21 protein-coding genes are annotated in these 18545 nt (G+C 70.3%); 5 read left to right on the forward strand and 16 right to left on the reverse strand.

Annotated elements, in window-relative coordinates:
- Positions 1–550: 550 nt before the first annotated feature.
- The 4 genes from FREUN1FDRAFT_RS08500 to FREUN1FDRAFT_RS08510 form a co-directional block, all read right to left on the reverse strand.
- Positions 551–1579 carry a hypothetical protein gene (locus tag FREUN1FDRAFT_RS08500; RefSeq protein WP_006539594.1) on the reverse strand — a complete coding sequence of 343 codons (1029 nt, stop codon included), beginning with the start codon at positions 1577–1579 and terminating at the stop codon, positions 551–553.
- 289 nt (positions 1580–1868) lie between these two features.
- Positions 1869–2036, reverse strand: coding sequence for a hypothetical protein (locus FREUN1FDRAFT_RS43575; RefSeq protein ID WP_157474467.1), 168 nt, complete (start codon positions 2034–2036; stop codon positions 1869–1871).
- A 136-nt stretch (positions 2037–2172) separates the two neighbouring features.
- Entirely contained in the window at positions 2173–2556 is a 384-nt protein-coding gene (locus tag FREUN1FDRAFT_RS08505) for a type II toxin-antitoxin system VapC family toxin (RefSeq protein WP_006539595.1), read from the reverse strand.
- Positions 2553–2801 (reverse strand): type II toxin-antitoxin system Phd/YefM family antitoxin, encoded by a 249-nt coding sequence (locus FREUN1FDRAFT_RS08510; RefSeq protein ID WP_035950822.1) that lies wholly within the window; start codon positions 2799–2801, stop codon positions 2553–2555. The genes FREUN1FDRAFT_RS08505 and FREUN1FDRAFT_RS08510 overlap by 4 nt, the downstream gene beginning before the upstream one ends.
- Before the next feature lie 202 nt (positions 2802–3003).
- Between FREUN1FDRAFT_RS08510 and FREUN1FDRAFT_RS08515 the strand changes: the two genes are divergently transcribed.
- Positions 3004–4950, forward strand: a complete 1947-nt coding sequence (locus FREUN1FDRAFT_RS08515) for an effector-associated domain EAD1-containing protein (protein WP_006539597.1) — start codon at positions 3004–3006, stop codon at positions 4948–4950.
- Positions 4951–4979: 29 nt separating this feature from the next.
- Here FREUN1FDRAFT_RS08515 and FREUN1FDRAFT_RS46035 read toward each other — a convergent pair whose 3' ends face one another.
- Positions 4980–5219, reverse strand: coding sequence for a cupredoxin domain-containing protein (locus tag FREUN1FDRAFT_RS46035; RefSeq protein ID WP_232295099.1), 240 nt, complete (start codon positions 5217–5219; stop codon positions 4980–4982).
- Here FREUN1FDRAFT_RS46035 and FREUN1FDRAFT_RS47375 point away from each other — a divergent pair.
- On the forward strand, positions 5212–5334 hold the full coding sequence (locus tag FREUN1FDRAFT_RS47375) for a hypothetical protein (protein ID WP_255348198.1): 123 nt from the start codon (positions 5212–5214) through the stop codon (positions 5332–5334). The genes FREUN1FDRAFT_RS46035 and FREUN1FDRAFT_RS47375 overlap by 8 nt on opposite strands.
- Positions 5335–5813: 479 nt before the next feature.
- Here FREUN1FDRAFT_RS47375 and FREUN1FDRAFT_RS08525 read toward each other — a convergent pair whose 3' ends face one another.
- From FREUN1FDRAFT_RS08525 to FREUN1FDRAFT_RS08570, 10 genes are all read right to left on the reverse strand, one after another.
- On the reverse strand, positions 5814–6407 hold the full coding sequence (locus FREUN1FDRAFT_RS08525; protein ID WP_035950824.1) for a hypothetical protein: 594 nt from the start codon (positions 6405–6407) through the stop codon (positions 5814–5816).
- 98 nt (positions 6408–6505) lie between these two features.
- Positions 6506–7372, reverse strand: a complete 867-nt coding sequence (locus FREUN1FDRAFT_RS08530) for a class I SAM-dependent methyltransferase (protein ID WP_035950826.1) — start codon at positions 7370–7372, stop codon at positions 6506–6508.
- A 4-nt stretch (positions 7373–7376) separates the two neighbouring features.
- Complete coding sequence (locus tag FREUN1FDRAFT_RS08535) at positions 7377–7736, reverse strand: glyoxalase/bleomycin resistance/extradiol dioxygenase family protein (protein WP_006539601.1); 360 nt, start codon at positions 7734–7736, stop codon at positions 7377–7379.
- Between the two features lies 1 nt (position 7737).
- Positions 7738–7911 carry a CopG family transcriptional regulator gene (locus FREUN1FDRAFT_RS08540; RefSeq protein ID WP_006539602.1) on the reverse strand — a complete coding sequence of 58 codons (174 nt, stop codon included), beginning with the start codon at positions 7909–7911 and terminating at the stop codon, positions 7738–7740.
- A gap of 878 nt (positions 7912–8789) precedes the next feature.
- Positions 8790–9581, reverse strand: a complete 792-nt coding sequence (locus FREUN1FDRAFT_RS08545; RefSeq protein ID WP_006539603.1) for an exodeoxyribonuclease III — start codon at positions 9579–9581, stop codon at positions 8790–8792.
- Positions 9582–9634: 53 nt separating this feature from the next.
- The gene (locus FREUN1FDRAFT_RS08550) at positions 9635–10366 is read right to left on the reverse strand and encodes a response regulator transcription factor (protein ID WP_006539604.1); all 732 of its coding nucleotides are present in this window, start codon (positions 10364–10366) and stop codon (positions 9635–9637) included.
- Positions 10363–11850, reverse strand: a complete 1488-nt coding sequence (locus FREUN1FDRAFT_RS08555; protein ID WP_006539605.1) for a sensor histidine kinase — start codon at positions 11848–11850, stop codon at positions 10363–10365. Before FREUN1FDRAFT_RS08555 ends, FREUN1FDRAFT_RS08550 begins: the two co-directional genes overlap by 4 nt.
- Before the next feature lie 116 nt (positions 11851–11966).
- The gene (locus FREUN1FDRAFT_RS08560) at positions 11967–12908 is read right to left on the reverse strand and encodes an ABC transporter permease subunit (protein ID WP_006539606.1); all 942 of its coding nucleotides are present in this window, start codon (positions 12906–12908) and stop codon (positions 11967–11969) included.
- A complete protein-coding gene (locus FREUN1FDRAFT_RS08565) occupies positions 12905–13945 on the reverse strand; it encodes an ATP-binding cassette domain-containing protein (protein WP_006539607.1) in 1041 nt (346 codons plus the stop codon). Before FREUN1FDRAFT_RS08565 ends, FREUN1FDRAFT_RS08560 begins: the two co-directional genes overlap by 4 nt.
- A gap of 200 nt (positions 13946–14145) precedes the next feature.
- Positions 14146–14523, reverse strand: a complete 378-nt coding sequence (locus FREUN1FDRAFT_RS08570; RefSeq protein ID WP_006539608.1) for a hypothetical protein — start codon at positions 14521–14523, stop codon at positions 14146–14148.
- Positions 14524–15120: 597 nt separating this feature from the next.
- Between FREUN1FDRAFT_RS08570 and FREUN1FDRAFT_RS41205 the strand changes: the two genes are divergently transcribed.
- From FREUN1FDRAFT_RS41205 to FREUN1FDRAFT_RS08585, 3 genes are all read left to right on the forward strand, one after another.
- Entirely contained in the window at positions 15121–15774 is a 654-nt protein-coding gene (locus tag FREUN1FDRAFT_RS41205; protein ID WP_232295101.1) for an ATP-binding cassette domain-containing protein, read from the forward strand.
- On the forward strand, positions 15668–16525 hold the full coding sequence (locus FREUN1FDRAFT_RS08580; protein ID WP_157474469.1) for an FtsX-like permease family protein: 858 nt from the start codon (positions 15668–15670) through the stop codon (positions 16523–16525). Before FREUN1FDRAFT_RS41205 ends, FREUN1FDRAFT_RS08580 begins: the two co-directional genes overlap by 107 nt.
- A 163-nt stretch (positions 16526–16688) precedes the next feature.
- A complete protein-coding gene (locus FREUN1FDRAFT_RS08585) occupies positions 16689–17624 on the forward strand; it encodes an LLM class flavin-dependent oxidoreductase (RefSeq protein ID WP_006539611.1) in 936 nt (311 codons plus the stop codon).
- 42 nt (positions 17625–17666) lie between these two features.
- On the opposite strand, the gene FREUN1FDRAFT_RS08590 is transcribed toward FREUN1FDRAFT_RS08585, so the two are convergent.
- Positions 17667–18515, reverse strand: coding sequence for a LysR family transcriptional regulator (locus tag FREUN1FDRAFT_RS08590; RefSeq protein WP_006539612.1), 849 nt, complete (start codon positions 18513–18515; stop codon positions 17667–17669).
- Between the last annotated feature and the right edge of the window lie 30 nt (positions 18516–18545).

The following is an 18545-nucleotide window of genomic DNA, read 5'->3' on the forward strand; positions in this document are numbered from 1 at the left end:
TGCCGCCCGGTCATCTCGGCTGCGTTTCGTTCACATGCGCCGGTCGGACCTCCGCCATGTCCACCGGCGAACCCGTGGCACGAGGTTGGCGGAGCCCTGGTGACGCGTGGTGGAGCAGGGTCGGGTGCCACGCCTCCCCGACGGCGGTCGCGGCGGCGTCGAGTCCGGCACTGGCATCGGACCGGGCTCGTGGGCCGGCGTGCCGGCCACGGCGGCAGCCGGCCGGGTGCCGGGCGCCGGGCGCGGATCTCGATGCGGCCGAACACCGCCACCAGCCCGGTCATGATCACCGTGAGCATGAGGGACCAGGGAAGCCGCCAGAGCCACCAGTTTCCACGGGGTGGTTCACCGGCGGCTGTGTGCCGGCTTCACCACCACCACGCCGTCATCGTGACACCGCCCTACGACAGGACCTCGACCCGACGGGTCACAGCAGCAGGGCCGGGGAGCCTTTGCCGCTCCCCGCCCTGCCTGACCCCGCTCCTGCCCTACCGATCGGCGCGGTTACGCGGCGTTGCCACTGAGTGCAAGGCCGTGTCTCCGGACGGGTTTACAGGTACGGGACCCGCTCCCAGCTCAGGACATCAGCCGCGCCCGGGCGGTTGATGGTGACCTTGAGCCAGTCGACGTTGTTGCTCGATCCGTCGACGGTGATGCGATGCAGATTGTCGGCCGATCCGGTGATGCCGTAGGTGGTGAGCCAGTGCGACCCAGCGGCCAGCGGGTGGTCGCTGTCGTAGATATGGCTGTCGCCGTTGAAGAGGTAGGTCTGCCCCTTGAACGAGCTGGACTCGTCGACGATGGCCTGGATGAGCGGCTTGAAGGCCGAGATGTCAGACCACGCGGGGGTGTAGGTCGGGTCGAACATGTCCGCCTGCGTGAACAGTGCGACCGCCCGGTCGTGACGCTTACGGGCGTCGGCGAACGTGTCGCGGACGACCGCGATCGTGTTGGCCATCCGAGCGTTCTCCTCGGCCACCTGCGCAGGAGTGGCCGTGCTCTGCCCGATGCCGGTCCAGGGCTGCAGGTCGTCGTTGCTGCCGGTCACGTGCAACGTCGCGAAGTCGACGCCGTCGCGGCGAAGCTGCACGTTCTCCGGGTATCCGGCGGCGGCCTGGCTCTCGACGGAGATCGGGTTCTGCCCCAGCGTGGTACCAGGGTTGGCGAAGAACACCGACCTGTCGAAGGCAAGCCGCTCGAGCGGGTTGTACGCACCGTTGTTCGCACGGTGGCAGTCGGTCCACTCGTTGTCGCCAGGCGTGTAGATCAGCGGCCCAACAAAGCGGTCGAAATCGCTCTTGATCAGGTTGTAGTAGGCGTCGTCGCAGCGGCTGGAGCCGTTCTTGATGTCGCCGACGTGGAACGTCATTTCTGGCTGGGCCGCGTTGATCTGGTCGATCCAGCCGGGAAATGCCGCGATCTGGGCGGTGCCGTAGGGCACGTCCCCGATGACGGCGAACGAGAAGTGTCCGGGCTTTTCCTGGCCGGGAGGAGTGGACCCGGCGAAGGCGGACGTCGCCGACAGGGCGACACCGCTAACAGCGAGTGCCACCACCTTCATAAGACGTGTCACACGCATTGAACCCCCAGAATGGCATCTTGATTGTCAGGCGGTGGATAACGGTGCCAGCAAACGGCGCCACACGGGTGAACAAAGGGAAACGTGCGGATGAAAATCTACCTACCGGGCACGCGCCCGGTCGAGCCTGTACACATCAAACTCACATCTTCTGCGCCCCAGGCGAATTCCGGTCGCGGCGGCGCACACGCCAGATCAGATTTACGACCACACGTTGCGGTCAAAGGTCCGGGCGTGGCCTCACATTGTTCCTGGGGGTCGCCGCCTCCGGCAGAGCCGCCGGGCACGCTCACCGGACGCCGCCGCCACGCCGGGACGTGAAGGCGTCTCGAGCGAGGAACTCGTCGGCATCCTGCGGTTGGAGGTGATCCGTGCGGAGCAGACCCGTGCCGACGCCGAGCGGCGCCTGCGCAGTCTCGAACACTGCCTCGCCGAGATCCGCACTGTGTACGCGCATGCGGTGCGGGTCTGCTTGCCAACGAGTATCAGCCCCGCGGGCGCCTCATGGTGGCACGAAGCAGGTGAAGGCCGTCGCCAAGGCGCAGGCGGGCTGACCTGCCGTTTCGTCAGGAAGATCGCAGAAGGCGCGCGTCCTAGACGGTGACGATTTCGATGAGGTCTTCGAGGCCGGTGAGGTCGGCGGCGTTGCGGGTGTAGACGCTGGCTTCGTGAGCGTGCGCGGTGGCCGCGATCAGGAGGTCCATCGTTCGGGCACGTGGCTGGCGCCCGATCTCGACGACGCGGGCGGCGAGTCGCCCGTAGCTGTCGGCGACGGCGTCGTCGAGGGGCAGGGGGTCGAATCGTCGTTGCAGTGCGCTGAGACGGGCGAGGCGGTTCGCGCGGGTCTCGGAGGTCTTGGCGACCAGGACGCCGAAGTGGAGCTCGGCGATGCTGATGACGCTGATCGCGAGTTCGCCGGGGATCGGCGCGACGTCGGTGGCGACCAGAACGCTGGTGTCGAGGATGCCGCGACTCACCGGGTTTCCCAGGGATCTTCAACGGTGCCGTCGATCAGATCGCGATCGCTGGGCCAGTCCGTGTCGGCCGGGAGGGAGAAGATGTCGGCGAGGTCGTCCCAGCGCCGCCATCTGTGCGGAGCCACCGGACCGAGCACAGCTGCCGGTCGGCCGGTAACGGTGATGGTCAGCTGCTCGCCGGCCTGGGCGCGCCGCACCAGCTCACTGGCGTTCTGCCGCATCTCGCGTAGTCCTATCTCGGCCACCGATTCAGGGTAGCACTTGTGTTACAAGGTGACCTCGCTCCGCCGTTCCGAGCCTTCCGAGACTTTCGAGCACGGTCTGTGGCGAGACCTGGCCGCGATCCGATCAGCGCGGTATGCCCGGCAGGGGTCTGATCAGTGGTATCGGACACGGTGCGACACTGATCGGTACGTCCGGTGACGGTGCCGGATCAGGGGAGGTCTCATGCCGGACCGTCTGTCGGACGCGGAGATCAAGGCGCTCGCTGAGGCGTGCCCGGGCCGAGTCGAGGCTCGCCAGCTCCTCGAGGCGGCCGGTGTGAGCCGGGGCCGCCAGCCGATCTGGAACGTCGAGTCGGCGGAACAGTTCTGGCGCGAGGTCTCGCACGTGCTGGCGGCGGGAATTCGCCTGGACGAGCGTGCCCGCTTCGTCGGCGATGGCCGGGCCAGCCTGTTGGCGGTGGCCGCCGAGTGGTTTGCCGGCAACGAGGTTTTCGCGCGCGCGGCCGCCGCGGGCCCGGGCGGGCCGCCACCTGGGGAGGGCGGGCCGGGGGCGGTCTTCGACGCGCCGCCGCCGGAACGGGCGGCGGACTGTGCGCCGAGCGTTCTGCTACGCGCCGAATACCTGGTGGTGCCCTTTGTGGAGCTCAACGGGGACCGCGCCGCTCTGCGGTCCTGGGCGACGCAGCGGCAGCGGGAATCGGCTCGCCTGCTGACCGGTCCAGCCGGTTCGGGCAAGACTCGGCTCGCCATGCAGATCGGCGAGGATCTGACCGCCAAAGGGTGGCTGACCGTCCTGGCCCGATCGGGGTCACCACTGAGCGCGGCCCGGTTGGGATACCTGCGCACCGCTGGCGCACCCACCCTGGTGATCATCGAGGATGCGGAGCTCAGGCCGGATGAGACAGTGGCGATCGCACGCGCGCTGGTGGGCCGGTCGACCGCGAGCCGGCTGCTTCTGCTGACCCAGGCCACCGAAGCCCTGCTCCGGGGCCTGCGCGAGCTGGCCCTGCCGGACACTCAGGTCGCTGGCATGTTCGAGCGAGCGGAACCACAGACGGTTACGCCGCTGGCCCCCGGCCCGCACGCCAGGCAGGTTCACTTCGCTGCCGCCCGCTCCGCGTTCGCCGCCGAGCTGGGCACCGCGACGGGCGCCGCACCCGACGCCGGCCCGTGGGCCGACATCGAGGACGTGGACACGGTGCTGGACGTGCACACGGCGGCATTGCTGGCGGCTCTGTCGGATGCCCCCGTCGCGCGGCCGGCCGAGAGCCCGCTGACGACACTCTGCCGGCACGAACGGACACGGTGGCCCAACCCCGCCGGCACGGGCGCGGGTGCCGCGACCGGCCCTGGCACCGGGCTCGCGGCCCAGGTCATCACCGCGGCCACCCTGCTGCGTCCCGGTTCGGCCGACGACGCGGAAGCACTGGCCGCGATGCTGCCGGAACTGCTTCAGGCCAGCCCCGGCGAGCTGCGGAGCCTGCTGGACGAGCTTCGTCGCCAGTACGCCGGCCGGTGGGCGGTCGAGGCGCTGTGCCCCAGTGCCTACGGAGAGCACATCGCGGCGGTGGCGCTGGCCCAGTCGCCGTCGCTCGCCGAGACCATCGCGAAGGCGGCCACGCCGGATCAGGCCGTGACCGCGCTGACAGTGCTCGGCCGGGCACTGCCCGCGCACCCGGAACTGGCTGAGGCGATTGGAGACATCATCCGGGCTGACCCGGAACGGCGTCTGCTCGCGGCGATCGATCTGCTGCCCCGCCTGCCTGACCCCGACATGTTCGTCCGCGTGATCAGCAAGCGGGTCGACGACATTCCGCCAGGCTCACCGGCCCTGTTCGCCCTGCTCGACCGAGGTCGGATGGACCGAGGCGGCCCCGAGCTCGACAGTCTGCGCGCTGAGACCCTGCGGATGCTGACGTCGCTGCCGGACCACCTGCTCGGAGGCGCGCGCTCGGGCCTTGCCCAGGATCCGGCGCTGGCCGGTGTCGCCAGGATTGTGGACGCCTTCACCCAGACGATCAAGGATCTGGCCATCGGAGTCGTCGACCCGAAATCCGACCGCATGCCCAGGAACCCCGAAGATGGCACCCCGGTCCTACCGCCTGCGGCAGTGGACGTCCTGCGCGGGCTGATGCGGAGCGACTGGTGGCGGAACCAGGGAGAGAAGTAGCCGTCGGCTGAATCCGTCAGGCCACTGCGTCAGGCTGTGACGGTCACCGTTCCGGTCATCGACGGGTGGATCTGGCAGATCACCGTGAAGGTTCCCGCCTTGCTCAGGGTGACCGTTGCGCGCTGGCCCTTCTCGAGCTTGCCGGTGTCGAAACCGCCGGCTTCGGATGTCCACGTGTGTGGTGCGCTGTCGTTGTTGACGACGGTTATCGTCTGCCCCACTTTGAATGTCGGGGTCTTCGGGCTGAACGCGAAGTTCTCGATGGTCACGGTCGTGGCGCTCGGCGCGCTGCCCGCTGTCGCGCTGCCCGCTGTCGCGCTGCCCGCTGTCGCGCTCCCCGAATCCGCGGCCGGGGCCGTCGTGGTCGACGGGTGCGATCCGTAGGACGACGAGTGGTCCGCGCCGGCCGCCGTCGCGGTCACCGGAGCTGACGGACTGGGCGTGACGGCGACATCCGTGTCCGTACCGTCGGACCCCCCACACGCGCCCAGCAGGAAGGCCAGTGCGGAGCCGGCGACGGCGACCCGGCAGGACGCGCCCACCATTCCCGCTCGGCGTCCTCCAGTCACGAGTACCAGGTTCACGGGAGCTCCTCGCAGGTCGTGACCCACCATTTTCGGTGTCGTGGCCCGACACCGCCGGCGGATCGGCCGGGGACCATGCTGCTGCCCGGCGCACAACTCGCGTGCGCTCTGTCGTTCTCGCGACCGTCACTGATGTGGCGTCGGGGCGCGCGCAGTCATGTGGGGGGTGGGTCCGATGCGGCCAGTGCGGGAGACGGCTGATCGCCGTTCGAGTGCGCCGAGGCGGGCGAGTCGGTTTGCGCGGGCGTCGGGCCTCGGGCGTCCTCGTGACTCGGGTGTTCATCGAGCGGTGACGGTGAAGGACGCGTATGTTCCGGCGGGCTCCATCTCGGGACCGCCCGGCTGCCAGGAGACGCTGAGCTCGCGGCCTTGGGTGATGGCCGCGGGCAGGGTGACCCGGAAACGGAAGTCCTGGCTGGCCTTCGCTGCCAGGACGGACACGGGCCGGGTGTTGAGGCGGTAGGTGGACCTGGTGTTCACCGCCTCCCGCGCGGCGTCGCCCAGGGAGACCATCAGGCCGTAGGGACCGGTCCGCCGGATGGCGCGAGACTCCTGGTCGTCGGCGTTCGGGTCGACGTGTGGGGTCCGGTCCTGCCAGGCGGGCAGGACGGCGGCAAGGTCGGAGGCCTGGCAGTGACGGTCCGTCGTGATGGTCCGGCGGGGGCGTGCCGCCCGGGTGAACTTGGAGTCGGCCGCCGGCTCGTCCACCCATGGAACCGTGCCGTCGGCCGCGAGGGTGGCCGGCGCGGACACCCTCGGCGGCAGCGCAGTGGCCTTCGTGTCCGGGGCGCGGCCACATCCGGCGACCAGCCCGCACGCCGTCATGACCGCCGCCATGGTGACCGGTGCGATATGTGCCCTGATGTGCCTCATACGGTCGACTACATCCCCCACCTCCACATCGGTCATGAGTACACGTACTCATGAGCGCGCTTTGGCCGAGGCGGGGGCGGCCTGAAACGGTGGCGGGTTCAGGTACTGGCTACCAGGACGTCCTCGCCGCTTGATGGGCGGAGGCCGTCGGGCCGGCCGGTGAAGTAGCGTTCGGCGAGCGTCGCGCCCGGTATGTGGTTGACATCCTTGAAGCCCGCCTCGCGGGCCGTCGCGAGCATTTCGTCGGGTGTGTAGAAGCTGATGAACGGGGTGTTCGAGGCCTGCGCGCCTTTCCTGGACGCGTCGAGCCCGGCGCGGTCGGCGTCATCGGTGAGCAGTTCGGGCGGCAGTAGGAACGTCATCGCGACCGTCGAGCCGGGGGCGAGCCCGGCGATCTGGCGCAGGGTGGCGGCGGTGGCCTCCTTGGACAGATACATGGTCACGCCGGTCGAGGCGAAGACTGCCGGCCGCGTGGCGTCGAAGCCGGCGGCGGTCAGGTGCGCGGGCCAGTCCCCGTCCGCCTCGAGGTCGACGGGGACCAGGCGCAGCCCGTCCGGGATGCCGTAGCCCAGCTCGATCAGGCGTTGGCGCTTCCACGCCTGGGGGCCCGGCTGATCGACCTCGAACACTGTCAGGCGGGCGGTGATCTCCGGCTCGCGCTGGACGAACGTGTCCAGACCGGCGCCGAGGATGACGTACTGGTCGACGCCCTGGGCTGCCTTCTCGGTGACGAGGTCCTGGATGAGACGCGCGCGGGCCACGATCGACGCCCGGAATCCGCTGGTGGCCTGCGGGCTCATGTCCGGCCGGGCGCGCCAGTCGCCGTCGGGGGCGGCCAGGCGCAGGCCGATCTCGTCGGCGAGGACGTGCGGCGGCGGGTCGACCTGGACGTGCATCGCCCGCCAGAGGGCGACGCGAACGGCGGTGCTCTCCGGCGCGGTGCTCCGCGGGTCAGTGCCTGTCATGAGTTCACGTCCCCAGACCCGCTCGGCCGGGGGCCTGGAGACTCCAGAGACGCCCGTCGGGATCACGGACAGTCATCTCCCTGGTGCCCCAGTGGGTGTCCTCGAACGGGGTGACGACGTCAACCGCGGGGTCGGGCTGGAAGGTGTCCGCGTCAGGCACCTTCAGTACGATGCGCGGCGCCTGGAGTTCCCGGGACTCGGGCATCTCCGCGATGAAGACGTAGGGGCCGTCGCCGTTGCGAAGCTGGCCGGAGTTGTGACCGGTGTCGAACTCCAGCTTGAAACCCAGCGCCTGGAAGAACCCTGCCGCCCTGCCCCAGTTGTGGGTCTCCAGGAACACGGCTTCGATTCCTTCGGTCGTCATGTCAGGTCTCCGTTTCTGACGGTCGCTGCCCGCGGGCGTCGTCAAGGTAGGCGCGCAGTGCCTCGGCGACGAGCGCCGAGAGGGACAGCCCCGACTCGATGGCATGGTGTTTGACCTGCTTGATCAGCCCGATCGGCAGGTACACGTTGAACTGCTTGACGTCCTCGTCGCCCACGGTCGCCACTCTAGCATGCTAGCAATCTAGCAGCAAGTCCGATGATCCCAGGGTCCCCATCCCGACTCGACGCTGCCGAGCCGTCGGCGTCGTGGCGGGGCGCCGGCCGATCCGAGTGGCGGGTCCGCGATTCGCCATCCTGCGGCCCGCGGCCCGCGGGCAATCCGCAGGCGGGTGGAAGGTGGCGTCCGCCAGTGACAACCACTGAAAGCGAGAACCGCAGGTCAGAAGGATGCCGACTGGGCAGGCCCGTCGGGTCGCCCTTGCCCTCTCGCAAGAACCTGCCCGCCGCACGGCGGCCCACCGGTGATCCCACGCCGCCGTGCGGCGCCAACAATCACGCCAATAGGTGCAAACGGGGCGCGGAGTCGCTTGATGCTCCGCAAGAAGTGAGGATTTCAGTTGTTCTTGCAGCCAGGATCCTCACTTCTTGCTCAGAAGCAGCGGCGGCAGTGGCGGCAGTGGAGGCCCGAAGCTCGGGATTCTGCGACGGGCTCTGGGGCGACGAAAGTCGTCGACTCTTCGAGTCGCGGCATGGTGCCGAACTGGATAGGCCCAGGTCGGAGGACTTCGCTTTGGCGCGAAGCAGATGAAGGCGGATGGAAAAAGGGGCACGCCGTCTGGCGAGGGGTAGACCCGGCGCGGTCGGGTGGGCAGACGGGATCCACGCCGCCGGGTTGGCTCGGCAGCCACTAGCGTCGATGCTCCGATGGATTTCGGAAATCGGCAATATTCTCTGCACCTGACTCCAGGGATCCGAAACAGAGGGATGATTCCGGCCGCGGTGCGTCGGTCGGGTCGCGCCGCGGCTTCGTTGGCATCCGAGCCGTGGCGCGTGCTCGGCCGGCGTCGGCGATGACGACGGCAGGGTCACACTCCTAAACGTCGAAGTCGGTGTATACCGGCGCGTGATCACTCCAGCGCTGGTCATATGCCGGCGCCCGGTCGACGGCGGCGGACAGGAGCCGTTCGGCTAGTTGGCCGGTGGAGATCAGATAGTCGATGCGCCAGCCGGCGTCGGTATCGTATGCCCGACCTCGCCACGACCACCACGTATATGGGCCGGGCTGCTCTCCCGCGAAGTTCCGCACGAGGTCCACGAAACCGTCATCGGTGAACAGCTGGTCGAGCCAGGCCCGTTCCTGGGGAAGGAATCCGGCCTTCTTCAGATTGCCCTTCCAGTTCTTCAGGTCGATCTCGCGGTGGCATATGTTGAGGTCACCGCACACCAGCACGTGCCGACCGTCCGCGGCCAGCTTCGCCATGCGTTCCCGGATCGCGGCGAGGAAACGGTACTTCTCCTCCTGCAGGGGCGTGTCGGCCTCGCCGGTGTGCACGTACACGGACACCACCGTCAGCAGCCCGGGATCGCCGTCCAGCGAGAAGTCCGCCTCCACCCATCGGCCACTGCCGGTGAAGTCGCCGAGCCCCAGCCGGACGTCCACCGGCGCCGCCCGGGACAGGACCGCGACCCCGGCCCGGCCTTTCGCCGCCGACGCCTCGTGGACGATGTGCCAGCCCGGCCCGACCGCGTCCGCCAGGATCGCGTCGTCGGCGCGCACCTCCTGCACGCACAGGATGTCCGGGCGCCGGTCCTCCAGCCACGTGCCCATTCCCCGCCGCCTGGCCGCGCGAATGCCGTTCACATTGACCGTCGCCACTCTGAGCACCGCGCCCCGGCCTCCTCATCAGCACCTTTCCACCATGGAAGCAGGGCGGGCGGTCAGTCCGGGTGGCGGGGTGGGTTGGCCGAGGGCCGGACGAGGCCGATCTCGTAGGCGAAGACGACGGCCTGCACCCGGTCGCGAAGCTCGAGTTTGCCGAGGATGCGGCCGACGTGGGTTTTCACGGTTCCTTCGGCGAGGACGAGCCGGGTGGCGATCTCCGCGTTCGACAGGCCGGCCGCGACCTCACCGAGGACGTCGCGCTCGCGGTCGGTGAGCCGAGCGAGCCTGTCAGCTCCGTCCCGGCCGGGTCCTGCCCCGAACGGGCGGTGACCGGCACCGGATCCGCTGTCGTCCAGGTCGGGCAGGCGGTGCGCGAAACCGTCGAGCAGCCGCCGGGTGGTGCTCGGCGCGACGACGGCGTCCCCGGCCGCGACAGTGCGGATGCCGGCGAGCAGGTCGTCCGGCGGGACGTCCTTGAGCAGGAATCCGCTGGCACCGGCCCGCAACCCGGCGAACGCGTATCGGTCGAGGTCGAACGTGGTCAGGATGAGCACCTTCGAGGCGCCGCCGGAGGCGACGATCCGCCGGGTCGCCTCGATCCCGTCGACACCCGGCATCCGCACGTCCATCAGGACGACGTCCGGGGCCAGCTCGGCGGTGAGCCGGACGGCGGTGCCACCGTCCCCGGCTTCGCCGACCACTCTGAGGTCCGGCTGCGAGTCCAGCACCATGCGGAAGCCCATCCGCAGCAGTGGCTGGTCGTCGACCAGGAGCACGGTCGTCGTCAAGATTTCCCCGCCTCCAGCGTTTCCCGCGCCGTGCCCGGATCAGGATGGTGCGGGCTGGAGCTGTCCGCGGCTCTGATCCGAGCGGTGACCCGCCATCCGTCGTGTCGTCCGGTGACCGGCCCCGCGGTCAGTGTCCCGCCATGCAGAGCGGCGCGTTCCCGCATGCCCTGAACTCCGCGTCCGCCGGTCGGCGCCGGACCGGTGGCCGGCACCCCGCGGCCGTCGTCCACGATCTCGACGTCCACACCGACGGCGTCGTAACGCAGCAGAATCCGTGCCCGCGTGCCGGGCCCGCTGTGCTTGAGAACATTGGTGAGCGACTCCTGGACGATGCGGAACACGGTGAGCTCCGCATCGGCGGTGAGCGTTCGGCGCCTTCCAGAACTGGTCAGTCGCACCGTCAGCCCAGCCTGCCGGATCTGGTCGATCAGGTCGTCGAGGTCGCCGATTCCCGGTTGCGGAGCGGTCTCGGCGGGGCCGCTCGGATCGGCGATGGCGGTCGCGATCGCGGCCAGGTCTGCGATGCCGGCCGTGTGCCCGGCTCCCGCTCTTACCCCTGCTCCCGCTCTTACCCCGGTTCCCGCCCCTACCCCGGCCGCGGAGGCCGCGGACGCCGCGGAGGGCGGCGGTTCGATCTCGGTCCGCTCGTCGCGCAGGACGCCGAGCAGTCCGCGCATCTGCGCAAGCGCCTCACGGCCGGTGGCCGAGACCTGCTCGACCGCCCGCGTCGCACGCGCCGTCCCCTCGTCGACGTTCGTGGCTGGGCCCGCGGCTGTACGCGACGGTGCCGGGCCGCGCAGGGCGAAGGTGGCCCCGTCCGCCAGCGCGATCATGACGGAGAGGTTGTGCGCCACGATGTCGTGCATCTCGCGGGCGATCCTGGCCCGTTCCCGGGCCGCGGCGAGTCTGGCCTGCTGGTCCCGCTCCCGTTCCAGCCTGGCCGCGCGGTCAGCAAGGGCGGTGAGGTAGGCCCGCCGGGTGTTCATGTTCACGCCGAGCACGCCGGCGGTGATCCCGAGCGCGCCGAGGAAGACCGCGGCAGCGACCCGGTCGTAGAAGCGGGCGCCGGGCAGGCCGACGCAGAACCAGACGACCAGCGCGGTGAGGGCCGCGGCCGCGGCTGCCGCCATCCGCCGCGGCCGCCGCGCGGCGACCGTGTAGAACGCGATCAGCAGCGACATGGTGCCGAAGCTCTGAACCCACAGCAGGAGCTGGAGGGCCGCGGCTGCCGCGCAGGCCGCGAAGACCGCGATCGGATGGCGCCGCCGGAGGCACAGCGGCGCGACCGACGCGACGGTGAGCAGCAGAGCCCCGACAGACGGACCCGTCAGATCGACAGTGGGCGGCAGCGCGACGAGACCCAGCATCGCGGCCAGGGCGGAGTCGACGAGTACCGGATGGGCCCGCAGAGCCCGGCCCAGCCGCCCGTGCCGCATCCGTCCGAAGACCACACCGGGGACATCCGGCGGCTCCGCCGTGCTCATGCCGCTCATCCTCCTCTCGCCCACAGCCTCGCCGCCCACCGCTGGCTCGCCGACCGCCGACGCCGACGCCGACCGCCGACCGCTGACCCCGCGGGCGTGTTCGGAGGTGGCCGTGCTCAGACGTCCCGGCGGGCCAGGACGATGGCGGCGGCGACCAGCGTCACCACCAGGTAGACGGTCATCATCACCGCGGCGGTGCCGGGGGAGAACGAGTTGCCGGAGCCCTGGGTGGAGATGAGGACCTCGCCGATCGAGGCGGGCAGATACCGGTTGATCGACTGCATGCTCGCGGGCAGCAGGCCCACCACCATCGGCAGCCCGAGCAGGACGGCGAGCAGCGCCGACACGGCACCGGCGGTGCTGCGCAGCAGTGCGCCGATGGCGAGGCCGAGCAGCCCCACCGCGGTCAGGAAGAACGCGCAGCCGAGGATCGCCCGCGCCGCGCCCGGCGAGCCGATCGAGACGCTGAGATCATCGCCGGCGAGGATCGCCTGGCCGACGGTGAACGAGAGCAGACCCGTGACCAGCGTCAGGGCGAACGCGACACCGGCGAACACGACGGCCTTGGCCCAGAGCACCGGTAGCCGTCGGGGAACCAGGGTCAGCGTCGCGCGGATCATTCCGGTGGTGTACTCGCCCGTGATCATCAGTACGCCGAGGACGCCGATCGTGATCTGCGCCAGCAGCGCGCCGCCGAGGCTGGGGGCGGTCGCGTCGAAGTCGGCGTACTCCGGGTCGAGGGTGGTCCCGTCGTCGGCGGCCATCGCGCAGAGCAGGACCGCGAGGCCGATCATCGCGGCAACGGTGAGGGCCAGGGTCCACCAGGTGGACCGCAACGACCGGAACTTCGTCCACTCGGATCGGACCAGGCCGAGGAAGACGACGTCACCCGCCGGGCCCGCGGCGTTCACCGCTCCGGTCGCGCTGGCGGTGCCGGTCCCGTTCGTGCCGGTCCCGTTCGCCGAACCGGTCGCGTTCGCCGGGTCTGCGACGTCCCTGCCGTTGGCGGGGGCCGTGATCGTCCGACCGTCCCGGGGATCTGTGAACTGGGTGCTCATCGGTTCGCTCCGATACCGGCCGGTGCCGCGTTCGTGAACTCGACGGCGTCGCGGGTGATGTTCATGAACGCGTCCTCGAGGGAGACGAGGCGGGGGGTGAGCTCGTGCAGGGCGATCCCGCCGGCGCGGGCCAGCTCGCCGATCCGGGCGCTGGCCAGGCCCGCGACCTCGATCGTCTCGGCGGTCCCGATCGCCGCGGACACCTGATCCGGCGTCGGGCCGGACCGGTGGGCGGGTTGGTGGGCGGGCTGGTGGCCCGGGGGGTCGGCGGGCAGCCGGGTGGTTGCCGGGTCGGGCGTCGCGGTGACCGTCGCGCCTTCCCGGACCAGAATCTCGGCGAGTGCCGCGGCGTGCGGCGAACGGACGTGCACCCGGTTCCCGGAGGCGGCACGGACGAAGTCGGCGACCGACGTCTCCTGGATCAGCCGGCCCCGCCCGATCACGATCAGCTCGGTGGCGGTCAGCGCCATCTCGCTCATCAGATGCGACGAGACGAGCACGGCGCGATCCTGCGCGGCGAACCCGCGCAGCAGGTCGCGGATCCAGCGGATGCCCTCCGGGTCCAGCCCGTTCACCGGCTCGTCGAGGATCAGCGTCGACGGGTCGCCGAGCAGGGCGGAGGCGATGCCGAGCCGCTGGCCCATCCCCAGGGAGAAGCCGCCGGCCCGTTTGTGGGCGACGTCGCGCAGTCCCACCAGTTCGATCACCTCGTCGATCCGCCGCCGGGCGACGCCGTGCGTCTGGGCCAGTGCAAGCAGGTGGTTGGCGGCGCTGCGCCCGGTGTGGATCGCCCGCGCCTCCAACAGGGCCCCGACGTGGCGCATCGGTGCGGCCAGCTCACGGTAGGGCCGGCCGTCGATGAGCGCGGTGCCGCCGGTTGGCCGGTCCAGGCCCAGGATCATCCGCATGGTGGTTGACTTGCCGGCACCGTTCGGCCCGAGGAAGCCGGTGACAACCCCCGGCCTGACGGTGAAGGAGAGATCCTCGACCGCGACCTTCTCCCCGTAGCGTTTGGTGAGCCCACGCGCCTCGATCATGTGTACCCCGCGTCCGTCGTCGACGTCCGGCCGGCGGCCGGCTGACGTCCCAGAACGCTAGGGATCTTCGAGGGCCCCGCCGACCACCGCGAGACCGATCTTCGGCGACCGCCGCGTACCTCTCAGGTCCCGGCTGCTACGCCCTGAGAGGTACACCGCCCGCGCCTGACGCGCCGCATCGCCACCAGGGTGCGTGATGGTCAGGTGGAGACGTCGGCGGTGTGATTCCAGGAGACGTCGACGTGCGTGTAGGCGGGGTTGAAGGTCAGGAGAATCCTCACCCAGCGCCAGACCGCGGTGTTGTAGACGTACCCGGTCTCCTCGGAATAGGACACGTCGACGGTGCGGTCGGGGTGGAGGCTGATTCTGGCGCTGTCGGGCCAGGCGGTGTCGGGGAGCCAGTCGACCGCGCGCGGCGGCTCGGTTTGCCGAGTGCTGGTCGAGATATTGCCGATGATGGTCTCGGTCCTGGTGAGCGTCATCGGCACCGGGGCGCCGTCGACGAGGATACGGTAGCCGCCCGCCTGATCTCTTTGTTCGGTCGTCACCCGATAGCCGTCGACGACTATTTCTGCCATTGCGCAAGAATACGACGGGGACCGTTACGATGGCGATCCTCAACGTCGGCGACGGACCCACGCCGAGGCGACGTACCCACGCCGGGAGGTACACCACGCGAGGGGAGGGGGCCGGACGTCGGCCGCGGTCACCACGCCCCCACCCCGCGCCGATGGGGCGTCGATGAGGGCCGCCCGGTCATGGCCACGCGCCCTGACCCGATCCCCGCCTCGCGTGACGCCGATCCGCGACGCAGATGCGGAGCAATTATCGGCAATCGCATCGCGGATGCGGTGCCGGTCGGGTATGTTTCCGTCCCGGAGGATCTGTTCCTGACGCGGGCTGCGTCGCGGGAAGGATCTGTTGCGCTCGTCGTCACTTCGTTCGGGTCGGTCACCTGGGAAGTGCGCGGTGAGAATCCGGCGACGGGCGACGTCACCCCGGGCATGGAGAACCGGCCACGCGGTCATGGGGCTGGTATTCGCCTGGTCGATGGGTGGTTCCGTCCGGAGTTCTTCAGCTCTTCATTCCACCACGAATCCGACCGTGCACGGTTCGTGATTTCTCCCGTGGTACGGCCGGGAAATCTGTCCATTCAGGTAGTGAGGAAGAAGGCGATGGCGAAGAAGTCCCAGCGATCCCCGCTGGCGGCGGCACTCGTTCTGGGCACCGCGCTGGCTGTCACGCTGCCCGGAACCGCGTACGCGGCAACCACCATCGCGGTGCGTACCGCCACCCCCGCATCCGGTCCGGGCACGGCCAACACGGAGAACACGAGCGACGCGAACTTCAGCCGGTCGTGCCCGAACGAGACGGAGCGCAGTCTCCTGCGGCGGGACCGTTTCGGGTTCGTGTTCCAGTTCGGCCAGCTCGTGCCCGAACTGTCCGCAGAGGAGAACGTCGCGCTGGCGTTGCTGCTCGGCGGGGCGAAGCGGGCCGCCGCGCTGGCGCAGGCGCGGCCGTGGTTCGAGCGGCTCGGCATCGCCGGGCTGGAGCGGCGCCGAGCCGGTGAGCTGTCCGGCGGCCAGGCGCAGCGGGTGGCGTTGGCGCGGGGCCTCGTCAGCCGGCCGGAAGTGCTGTTCGCCGACGAGCCGACTGGCCGGTGGGCGGGAGTCCGCCGGGCGGCTCGCCGTACTCGCCGGTGCGGTGGCGCTCGGCGTCGGCATGCTGCTGGCCACCCTCGCCGGGATGAACGCCGTCAAGGCGCAGAACCTGCGTTACGGCTGGCTCAACACGGCGATCGCGCCGGACTCCACCCAGGGTTCGGGTGACGGACTGTGGTGGCTGCTGCGCGAGGACTACTACCACAGCGAATCCATCGGTCGGATCGATGTCGCCTCCCTCGGGCCGGGCGTCCCGGTCCCGCCAGGCATCCCGCGGCTGCCCGCGGACGGCGAGTTCTATGTGTCACCCGCCCTCTCCGAGCTGCTGCGCACTGTGCCGTCCGGGGAGCTGGGTGACCGCTTCCCCGAGCGTGAGGCCGGTGTCCTCGGCCCGGCCGCGCTCCCGTCGCCCGACTCGCTGATCATTCTCATCGGGCGTGATCCCGCCACGCTGGAGCGGCTCGGCGGGCAGCGGGTCAACCAGATCTCGACGGCCGACCCGGGTGCCTGCGACGGCTGCGTGGTCGGGTTCAACCCCGACGCCCTGACGCTGGTGCTGTCCGTGGTCGCGGTGGCGCTGCTTTTCCCGGTGCTGATGTTCGTCGGGACGGCGACGCGGCTCGCCGCCGCCGGGCGGGAGCAGCGGTTCGCGGCGATGCGGCTGCTCGGGGCGACCCCACGGCAGGTCTCGGTGTTCTCGGCTGTCGAGTCGACCGTCGCGGCCGGCGCTGGCACCGTTGCCGGATTCGCGCTGTTCTTCGCGAGCCGGCCGGGACTTGCCGCGATCCCGTTCACCGGCGACCGCTTCTATCCCGCCGACCTTTCGCTTGGCCTCGCCGACGTGCTGGCGGTCGCGTTCGGCATTCCGCTGGGGGCCTGCAAGAACACCGAGCTTGTTGTCGCTACCGTCCGAACGTAACAGTGTCCGCCGCCGGGATGGTGGCCCTGCGGCTACCACCCTCAGCGCGGCCTTCCTGACCATTCACCAGCTGGCGAGGGTGGGTGAAGGCGTGGGTGAAGGCAATCCGCAATGCCTGGCGCAGTTCTTACTGCTCTTCCTACTGCCTTCGGAGGCTGACATCATGAGTCGTACGGTCGTGACATCGCCGCTGCCAACTGTCGCCTTCGGTTTCGGTGCGCACAGCGGCATCGACGACGGTCCCGAATGGCTGCGACTGGTGCGACGGGCCGACGATTCCAGGCTTGATCTCTTCTCATTGTCAGACCATCCGTACCTCGGTGGGCGTCTGGACGCATATGCGTCCATCGGATTCGTCCTCGGGTGGACGCGGCACCTCGCGGGCTTCGCCAACGTCACCAACCTGCCGACCCGGCCAGCCGCGATGCTGGCGCGGACAGTGACGTCACTGTCCGCGCTCTCCGGTGGTCGCATCGTGCTCGGCATGGGCGCGGGCGGGCAGTGGAACCGCATCCGCGACCTGGGTGTGCCGTGGCTTCCACCCGCTGACGCCGTGGACGCCCTCGAAGAGGCGATCGTCCTGGTCAGGAGACTGTCCGGTGGCGGCCCGCCGGTCACCCACCAGGGCCGCCATTACCGAGTGGACCAGATCGAGCCGACTCCGGTGGCCGCGCCGCCGGTGTGGACCGGATCGGTCGGACCGAAGTCCCTGGCTGCCACCGGCCGCGTGGCCGACGGCTGGATCCCGGGCCACGCGGCGGACTGGCGCAGCCAGCGATACCGGGAGTCACGGCCGGTCATTGACGAAGCGGCGGCAGCCGCGGGACGCGATCCTCGCGAGATCCGCACGGTCTTCAACCTCCCCGGACGCATCACCGACCTGCCGCTGGCCGCGACCCGTGACCGTGACGGTCGCTGGATCGGCGGTTCCAGCGACCAGTGGGTCGAGGAACTGTCCGGCGCCGTGCTGGAGCACGGCGCGTCGGGTTTCGTGCTCTTCTCGTCCAGCGGTGGAATGCCGGACGCCGTCTCCCTCGGCCACTGGGCCGACGAAGTCGTCCCGGCCGTGCGCGAAGCGATCACGAAAGACGGTGGTTAGTGGTACTCCGACGCACGCCGGCCGCGCGCCGCCGACGTCGGGCTAGAGGCGGGTCGCGGCGCGGACCAGTCCGGCGAGGGCTCGGGAGCGGCTGTGCGGTGGCCACGCGATCACCGTCGTCACCGGCGGTGCGTCCAGCACGGGGACGGCGGTGATGTCGGGGCGAAGGCTGACGCGGCAGGACTCCGGCAGGACGGTGCAGGTCCGGCCGAGCGCGATCAGCTGGTACAGCTGCGTGTGGTCCCGAACCTGCGGCCCGGGGCCGTCGGGGTAGGTGCCGTCACGGCCCGGCCAGCGGGGCATCGGCAGGCCGGGCAGCGCGGCGACGTCGGCCATCCGCAGCTTGGCCCGGCCGGTGAGGAAATGCCCGGAGGGCAGGAGCGCGACCTGACCTTCCGTGCACAGCTCCTCGGTGTCGAACCCGACCGTCGAGTCGTACGGCCGGTGCAGCAGGGCCACGTCGGCCCGCCCGTCGCGAAGCAGCCGTTCCTGCTCGGCGATCCCGCAGAGGATCACGTCGACGGTGGCGGCGCCTGGTTCGGCGGCGTACGCGTCGAGCAGCTTCGACAGCAGCTCACCGGACGCGCCGGCCTTCGTGACGAGCACCAGGTCGGCCTGGCCGGTTCCGGCGAGCGCGGCGCGGCGGGTCCGGCGGTCCGCGGCGTCGACCGCGTCGAGGGCGGCCCGGCCCTCCCGCAGCAGCACCGCCCCGGCCTCGGTCAGCGTGACGCTGCGGCTGCTGCGTTCCAACAGCGTCACCCCGAGTCGGCGCTCCAGCTGGCTGATCGCCCGTGACAGCGGCGGCTGCGTGATCCCGAGGCGTTGCGCGGCCCGCCCGAAGTGCAGCTCCTCGGCGATGGCGATGAAGTAACGCAGCTCCCGCGTCTCCATGAGCTGACGGTACCGCCACCGTTTGCCGGA

The organism is Parafrankia sp. EUN1f (assembly GCF_000177675.1).
Taxonomy (GTDB): Bacteria; Actinomycetota; Actinomycetes; order Frankiales; family Frankiaceae; genus Parafrankia.

Excerpts from the sequence above, each read along its gene's own strand:
- FREUN1FDRAFT_RS08500 (WP_006539594.1), bottom strand. The coding sequence starts at position 1,579 with ATGCGTGTGACACGTCTTATGAAGGTGGTGGCACTCGCTGTTAGCGGT.
- FREUN1FDRAFT_RS43575 (WP_157474467.1), bottom strand. The coding sequence starts at position 2,036 with ATGCGCGTACACAGTGCGGATCTCGGCGAGGCAGTGTTCGAGACTGCG.
- FREUN1FDRAFT_RS08515 (WP_006539597.1), top strand. The coding sequence starts at position 3,004 with ATGCCGGACCGTCTGTCGGACGCGGAGATCAAGGCGCTCGCTGAGGCG.
- FREUN1FDRAFT_RS47375 (WP_255348198.1), top strand. The coding sequence starts at position 5,212 with ATGGTCACGGTCGTGGCGCTCGGCGCGCTGCCCGCTGTCGCGCTGCCC.
- FREUN1FDRAFT_RS08525 (WP_035950824.1), bottom strand. The coding sequence starts at position 6,407 with ATGAGGCACATCAGGGCACATATCGCACCGGTCACCATGGCGGCGGTC.
- FREUN1FDRAFT_RS08530 (WP_035950826.1), bottom strand. The coding sequence starts at position 7,372 with ATGACAGGCACTGACCCGCGGAGCACCGCGCCGGAGAGCACCGCCGTT.
- FREUN1FDRAFT_RS08535 (WP_006539601.1), bottom strand. The coding sequence starts at position 7,736 with ATGACGACCGAAGGAATCGAAGCCGTGTTCCTGGAGACCCACAACTGG.
- FREUN1FDRAFT_RS08555 (WP_006539605.1), bottom strand. The coding sequence starts at position 11,850 with ATGAGCACGGCGGAGCCGCCGGATGTCCCCGGTGTGGTCTTCGGACGG.
- FREUN1FDRAFT_RS08560 (WP_006539606.1), bottom strand. The coding sequence starts at position 12,908 with ATGAGCACCCAGTTCACAGATCCCCGGGACGGTCGGACGATCACGGCC.
- FREUN1FDRAFT_RS08565 (WP_006539607.1), bottom strand. The coding sequence starts at position 13,945 with ATGATCGAGGCGCGTGGGCTCACCAAACGCTACGGGGAGAAGGTCGCG.
- FREUN1FDRAFT_RS08570 (WP_006539608.1), bottom strand. The coding sequence starts at position 14,523 with ATGGCAGAAATAGTCGTCGACGGCTATCGGGTGACGACCGAACAAAGA.
- FREUN1FDRAFT_RS41205 (WP_232295101.1), top strand. The coding sequence starts at position 15,121 with ATGGCGAAGAAGTCCCAGCGATCCCCGCTGGCGGCGGCACTCGTTCTG.
- FREUN1FDRAFT_RS08580 (WP_157474469.1), top strand. The coding sequence starts at position 15,668 with ATGCTGCTGGCCACCCTCGCCGGGATGAACGCCGTCAAGGCGCAGAAC.
- FREUN1FDRAFT_RS08585 (WP_006539611.1), top strand. The coding sequence starts at position 16,689 with ATGAGTCGTACGGTCGTGACATCGCCGCTGCCAACTGTCGCCTTCGGT.
- FREUN1FDRAFT_RS08590 (WP_006539612.1), bottom strand. The coding sequence starts at position 18,515 with ATGGAGACGCGGGAGCTGCGTTACTTCATCGCCATCGCCGAGGAGCTG.